The sequence below is a fragment of the Trichothermofontia sp. genome (assembly GCF_053493415.1).
The window spans coordinates 1-6,818 of the sequence record NZ_JBRCAD010000129.1 but is presented as its reverse complement, the minus strand read 5'-3'; the positions used below and the strand labels follow the sequence as shown (position 1 = coordinate 6,818).

The 6,818-nt window shown below is 56.9% G+C and carries 7 protein-coding genes; 5 read left to right on the top strand and 2 right to left on the bottom strand.

The window, feature by feature from the left end:
* Positions 1 to 208 (top strand): L,D-transpeptidase (locus tag ACWIUF_RS11305; RefSeq protein WP_448572469.1); only part of this gene is annotated, 208 nt, incomplete at its 5' end.
* Between the two features lies 1 nt (position 209).
* On the opposite strand, the gene ACWIUF_RS11300 is transcribed toward ACWIUF_RS11305, so the two are convergent.
* Positions 210 to 878 (bottom strand): serine/threonine protein kinase, encoded by a 669-nt coding sequence (locus ACWIUF_RS11300; RefSeq protein WP_448572470.1) that lies wholly within the window; start codon positions 876 to 878, stop codon positions 210 to 212.
* A 210-nt stretch (positions 879 to 1,088) separates the two neighbouring features.
* On the opposite strand from ACWIUF_RS11300, the gene ACWIUF_RS11295 reads away from it, so the two are divergent.
* The 4 genes from ACWIUF_RS11295 (at position 1,089) to ACWIUF_RS11280 (ending at position 5,229) form a co-directional block, all read left to right on the top strand.
* A complete protein-coding gene (locus ACWIUF_RS11295; RefSeq protein WP_448572468.1) occupies positions 1,089 to 2,207 on the top strand; it encodes a DICT sensory domain-containing protein in 1,119 nt (372 codons plus the stop codon).
* Complete coding sequence (locus tag ACWIUF_RS11290) at positions 2,177 to 3,163, top strand: GAF domain-containing sensor histidine kinase (RefSeq protein ID WP_448572467.1); 987 nt, start codon at positions 2,177 to 2,179, stop codon at positions 3,161 to 3,163. Before ACWIUF_RS11295 ends, ACWIUF_RS11290 begins: the two co-directional genes overlap by 31 nt.
* 174 nt (positions 3,164 to 3,337) lie before the next feature.
* The gene (locus tag ACWIUF_RS11285) at positions 3,338 to 4,264 is read left to right on the top strand and encodes a response regulator (protein ID WP_448572466.1); all 927 of its coding nucleotides are present in this window, start codon (positions 3,338 to 3,340) and stop codon (positions 4,262 to 4,264) included.
* Between the two features lie 323 nt (positions 4,265 to 4,587).
* Positions 4,588 to 5,229: a hypothetical protein gene (locus tag ACWIUF_RS11280; protein WP_448572465.1), complete on the top strand. Its 642-nt coding sequence runs from the start codon at positions 4,588 to 4,590 to the stop codon at positions 5,227 to 5,229.
* Positions 5,230 to 5,297: 68 nt separating this feature from the next.
* Here the strand turns inward: ACWIUF_RS11280 and ACWIUF_RS11275 are convergent.
* Positions 5,298 to 6,818: ShlB/FhaC/HecB family hemolysin secretion/activation protein (locus tag ACWIUF_RS11275; protein WP_448572464.1), on the bottom strand; the 1,521-nt coding region annotated here is incomplete at its 5' end.

The window sequence follows — 6,818 nt, the reverse complement described above, 5'->3', positions numbered from 1 at the left end:
CGTGATTCCCCCCGGCCCCGATAATCCCCTTGGCCCCCGCTGGATCGGCTTCTGGACCGATGGCAAGAATTTTATTGGCTTCCACGGCACCCCTAACGAAAGCCTCATTGGTCAAGCCGTCTCCCACGGCTGTGTGCGGATGCGCAACCAGGATATCCAAGCCCTCTATGCCCAAGTGGAAATGGGCACACCCGTGGTGGTTGAGTAGCCTAGCCGTTGCCCGCTCGCGATCGCCGGGAGAAGCGCTTCCCCACCTGTCGGAACAGGCGATACCCCTTACGCACCCCGTTCAGCAGCCAGTTGGGAATGCGTAGCCGCAGGGGGGCGATAATCGGCAAATACAGCCAATAGTAGGCCCGTTTGAGATCAGTCCATGCCCGACAGTCGTCCGGGTGGAGAAAATCTGAGACATCGACCACCAACCCTCGCCCCTCATGCATCATCACATTGCGACCATGCACATCATGGGGGGTCAGGCCCCGGCTGCGGGCATAAGCCAGGGCCGCGTCAATATCCCGGATCACCCGTGGCGGAATTCGGATACCCAAACGCACGCAGTCATAGAGGGTCACCCCCTGTAGCCGCCGCAACACCAGGAAATTTTCTCCGGCATATAGACAGGTTGAAAATGCCGGATGATCCCCTAGCCGCTGGTAAACCTCCACCTCCTCGGCAAACCCAGGGCGATCGGGGGCATAGACCTTCACTACCCAATCCGGGATATCAGGATGGGCAAAGACCGCTGCATAGTTGCCAGCCCCCAATAATTCCCAGGGCGGTGGGATCTGGTGCACCACGATCGGGTCATGGGGGTCGAGGCTTTCCAGCCGCAGGTGGGGCAACAGTTCTTGGTGAATCCGATCAATAAGTGCTTGCATCAACAGCAATGGTCCAGGGGTAGTCCAAGAGCGGGTAACAGGTGGCACGCAGAGAGGCACGTGAACGCCTTAGAATAAAGATTAAACTTTGTTCATCTCCAAAACCGTTGCGTTTCCCCGCCCGATTGCGGCTTATTAACATTTTGGTTGGACTTTCGTTGGCATTGCATCCCCGCCTAGCCCTCACTCCCCTTTGATCGTGCTTGCCTGATGAGTATCTCCGCTTCCATCCTGGAAGATCTGGTGCGAGTGCTACCCCATCTGCGTACCCAGATTTACTTTAAATCGTCGCTGATTGCCCTATCCCATGCCATTGAAGATCAAGTCCTGGCCGGATCAGTGCCCCCCTTGGTCATTGCCAGCTTTCAGCAGGAACGCTTCTATCGCCAGGAGGCCCACCGCTACCGCCGGATCGCCGATCGCACGGATCAGGTTTATGTGTTGGCAGCACCGGAAACCGAGTTCGCGCATGGCTCCGACTACTACGAACGGATCGCGTTTGACCCGGAGGATGGCCTGCGGGATGAATGGCACTTGATTGTGATTGGCCAACAGTACGCCAGTTGCCTGGTCTGCCGCGAACATTTTGCCCCCAGTGAACAAACGGCTGGATTTGATGAATTGGCAACAATGGACCAAATCCGGCGCTTTGAGGGGATCTGGACCTTCGATCGCCTCGTCTGTGTCCAAGCCGCCGAGTTAATGTTTGCACGGATTTTGCACTACCGCCCGGAGTTACAGGCGAAAATCGATCAGGCGCGATCGGACATTCTGGCCTCCTTGCCCCACCTGATTGAAGTGGCCCAGCCCGGTCCCTTTGCCGATCGCTTGGTCACCTATCTCCAGGCCGGCCAATACAAACTTCTGAAAGCCTATCGCTCGATCGCCGCCCAGGAGCGCAAAGAACGGCTCGTTAACTCCATCTCCACCGCCGTCCGACAATCCCTCAACCCGGAGGAAATCCTGAAAATTGCCGTGCAAGAACTGGGGCAGGTCCTCAAGGTCAACCGTTGTCTGTTCTATCGCTGTCGGGAAACCGATGCCAGCGCCCCCATTCAATACGAGTTCTTAGGAGCCACAGTGCCCTCCCTGTGTGGCTATGACTGGCCCTTGCAAAATAACCCCCTGTTTCAAACCGTTGTCAGCCAGCGGGAACGTCTCTATATCAGTAACACCCGCACCGATCCCCGGATTGCCAACACCGCGCCAACGCCCCCGGCAGCGGCCTCGTCTGGCAAGTCTAAACGGGGCAAGCGACAGTCCCCACCTGACCCCTCACCCTACCCCTGGCAGAACTGGTGGCCCAATGGCAGATTGAGGCATGGCTAATGGTGCCGGTTCTCTACCACGGTCGCCTCCTGGGCATGGTCGAATTGCATGGCAGCGCTGAACAGGGACGGGACTGGCGTGAGGACGATTTGGCCCTAGTGGAGGCGATCGCCGTCCAAGTGGGGATTGCCCTGATCCAGGCGGAAGCCTACGCCAACTTAGACGATCTAAATCAACAACTCGAAGCCTTGGAACGCACTCGCAGTAACCTGATCGCAATTACGGGCCATGAACTTCGCACCCCCCTATCCACCATCCAGGTCTGTCTGGAGAGTCTGGCGAGCGAACCGGAGATGCCAGCGGAATTACGCCAAGTGATGCTCCACTCTGCCCTCGCCGATGCGGAGCGACTACGGGAACTGGTCCAGGACTTTTTAACCCTGTCGCGATTGGAAAGTGGCCGGGTGGAGTGGAATCCGGAGCCATTGCCCTTAGGGGAGTGTGTCGATCTCGTCGTGAGTGGTGTGCGCACCCGCCATCGCCAAGAGCGTCTGCCCCAAATCACCACCCAAGTCAACCCCAACTTGCCCCTAGTAGAAGCGGATGGGGAATGGCTGGTGGAAGTGCTGGCCAAGCTTCTGGATAATGCCTGCAAGTTTACGGAACCGGAGGGTCAGGTTGAAATCATTGCTCAAACTAACGGGGAGCGGATGCTCGAAGTGACGATCGCCGATACGGGGCGGGGGATTGAACCCGATCGCCTGGAAACCGTCTTTGAGCGCTTCTACCAGGAAGAAGGTGCCCTGCGGCGCACAACTGGCGGCACGGGGTTGGGGTTAGCCATCTGTCGGCAAATTGTGACCCGCCTAGGGGGAAAAATCTGGGCCGAGTCCGCCGGACGCAACCAGGGCAGTCAGTTTCACTTTACGTTACCGATCGCCAAGCCCAGCCTCCCACCAGCAACAAAGGGCGGACGTCGTTCCCCATCTCGGGGTGCCGGAACCACCTCCCCCTAATCCGGGATAGCGCTCCTTCCCCTGGCAAAAGCATCCGGGGAAGGGCCTACAACGCTGGAATGACCATTTAGGATGGGAGTGATTGGCATGGTTTAGCAGACTTGTTACCGTAGGTGCGCAGGTTGGCACATCGGTCATGCTGACCGGGAATATTGTCGTTGGCTAGATGACAGCATGGAAAAAGTAAATCCAGTTCACAATAGTATCAGCCCCAAGCTCATGAACCAGGAGCGTGTCCAAAAACCGAAAATGTTGGTTGTCGATGATGAACCCGATAACCTAGACCTGTTGTACCGTACCTTCCGGCGGGATTTTCAGGTCTTTAGGGCCGATAGCGGCGGTAAGGCACTGGAAGTCCTAGCCCAGGAAGGCGAAGTGGCTGTGATTATCTCAGATCAACGAATGCCCCAAATGAAAGGGACGGAATTTCTGAGCCGCACGGTGCCCCAGTTTCCCAATACCATGCGGATTATCCTGACCGGCTTCACCGATGTGGAGGATCTGGTCGAAGCCATTAACTCCGGTCAAGTGTATAAGTACATTACCAAACCCTGGGACCCCAACGAACTCAAGGAAGTCGTCCAGCGGGCCACGGAAACCTACGATGTGCTGCAACAACGCCTAGATGAACTGCAACGGGCGGAAGCCCAAGCGGCCCTCTTGGCCACGATCGTTGAAGTGTCGCGCAGGATAACGGAGGCAGATGCCACCTTCCAAGCGATCGCCAGTGCCTTTGGGAAAAGCTTTCAAGCCGATGGCTGTGCCCTCTGCCTCCTGGAGACAGAATCCACCATTAAGGCCCACGGGCTGTATGGGATCGCGACCAGCGTTGATTGGTTGCCGCAAGACCCCCTGTTTAAGGAGACCCTTAGCACTAGCCAGGTCACCGGGTGCTTCGATGTTGCCGCCGATAGCGATCTTGCCGCCCTGCCCCCCTATCAAAACTCAGGCATTCAGGCCCATGTGCTAACACCGGTCATCCATCGCGGACAGAATCGGGCTGTCCTCTCCTTACAATGGCAGCAAGCCCATATCCTCAACGAAAGCGAACTCGCGATGCTCTATCTATGCGCCCAACAAGTTGTGCTGGCCCTAGCCTAAGCCTTCGCCATTAATGGCTAGGCTTAAGCCCCACCAGCCTCTTCGCCCCACCAGCAAAGCCCGTGGGGTAGGCGTCCCCGCCTGCCCATGCTAGCAGCCCCATGCTAACAACCCGTGGGGTAGGCATCCCCGCCTGCCTAGACTAGCAACCCCGTGGGATCGGCCAAAACCCCTGCCTGGCCTGATGGAAAACAGTGGAGCGCACGGCTCACTTCCCCACCTATGACTTTCCAGTTCGTATGACTTCATCCCACCCACTGCTGGGAAACGCACACAATACCCGATAGACTGGTCTTAATTTTTGACGCATAGCGAGGTCCAGCTTGGGAATTGAGTTGCGGAGTTATGTCTATATTGACAGCCTACAGAGCCAGCACGCCGCCTATTTAGGAACGGTTTCCCAGGGCTTTCTGCCCCTACCCGGCGATGCCTCCCTGTGGATTGAAATTTCACCCGGTATTGAGATCAATCGGATTACCGATGTGGCCGTGAAGGCAACGGCAGTGCGACCTGGTGTCCAGGTGGTCGAACGGCTCTATGGGCTACTGGAAATTCACTCCAGCCGCCAGGGCGAAACCCGGACAGCAGGCAAGGCCATCCTTGATGCGCTCGGAGTACGCCAGCAGGATTGCCTCAAGCCCCAGATCGTATCCAGCCAGATTATTCGCAACCTTGATCCCCACCATACCCAACTCATCAACCGAGTCCGACGTGGGCAGATGTTGCTCTCCGGCCAAACCCTCTACATTATGGAAGTGACCCCGGCGGCCTATGCCGCATTGGCGGCGAATGAAGCCGAGAAAGCCGCCCTCATCAATATCCTGAGTGTGCAAGCAGTCGGTAGCTTTGGGCGCTTATACCTGGGCGGAGAGGAACGCGATATTATTGCCGCCTCGCAAGCGGTGACGACGGTTCTGGAGCACCTGCCCGGTCGGGACAATCCCGCAGCCTTACGTCTAGAGTAGACACGAAGAAAGCATTGTGAATTTTGCATGGGCAAACTCAGCAATCAGCCCTCAGCACTGCCCCCTCACTAAAACGGTCGGTAGATCACACTGAAATACAGGCCATCATCCTGAAGGTTATTGCCCCGATCGTCCAGGTTCACTAGGGGTAGCCCATAGTCTAACCGCAGATTGAGGCGTGGTAGCGGTTCCCAGAGTACCCCCAAACCCAAGCCAGCCAGGAATCGCTGACTGGGCAGGGGATTGGGGTTGTCGCTATGGTTCCAAACCGTTCCCAAATCTAAGAAGGGGGCCAGTTGTAAAATGGAAGCGCCAGTCGCATTGCGCTGAAGGGTAATCCGATCTTCGATCGAAAACTTGAAGCCATTATCCCCCGCCCGCACGTTCTGACGATAGCCCCGCAGGGATTGGGCACCGCCAATAATAAACTGCTGAGAGGGTAGGAGGGGATCGGTGGTCAGTTGCAAATCCCCCTGCATGATGAGTAGGTGATCCTGCCCTAATAACTGCACCCGTTGGGCTTGTCCCAGCCAGCTCAGGAAACGGCTATCCGGTGTCGGGTGGCTATTGACCGTTGCACCCAACAAACCCGTCCCCAGGCTAAATTGCGATCGCAAGGCCCAGGCGCCCCCCGGCCCTCGCTTAATATAATCCTGGCCAAAGCGGAACACACTGGTACGGGTGATCCCATCACTGCTGGGACCTGCCCCAAAGCCAAACCCATCTCCATCTAAGAAGGTTCGACCGTCTTGGTGATCAAATCCAAAGACAAGGGCAAATTCCTCACGGGGGGTACGGACTAGGGGTTGCCGGAAATTCAGTTCATAGAGTTCCGATTCCCCCTCAATGTTGAACACATTAAAGGGTTCCTGGGTAATCTCGTTACGGTTAATCACCGTGCGGAGACGGAGGGTCCCCTCCATAGCATTCAGGGGCACCTGATAGAGGATGTCAAAGGTATTGGAGCCGCCCGTAAAGGACCGATCGAAGGTACCCGCTAGTACGTCGCCCATCCCGGTCAGGTTGATATGTTGCAGGCCGATTCCAAACTCCTCGGCCCCAACGCTGGGGGGGGAATAGTTATCCATCGACAGTTGGCTACCAAAGGCTTTGGCTTCTGTCACCCGCACGACCAGGATGCTTTGACCAATGCCGCTACCCGGACGCAGGCTGGCTTCCACATTCTCAAACAGGGGATTAAGCTTCAGCAGGCGCAGTTGGTCTTCCAGTTTACTGGGGTTAAGAGGGACCCCTGCCCCCAGGCGAATCCGACGACGGACATAGCCCGGATTCAGGCGTTGGGTACCCTCAACCTGGATTTCCTCTAGGCTGCCCTCAATAACCTGAATCCGCACAACCCCCTCCCGGATCTCCTGATCCACCAAAATGGCCCGTGAGGTGATGTAGCCGTCGTTGAGATAAAGCTGGGTAATGGCGTCCGCCACTTTTTGCAAATCTTCGAGGGTCAGTTGTTGTCCCTCGTAGGGCTGGGTGATGGCATTCAGGCGATCGTCGCTGAACACCGTACTCCCCAGGACCTGAATATCCCGAATTAACACCGATGGACCGGCTTGACTGTCTGGGGGGGC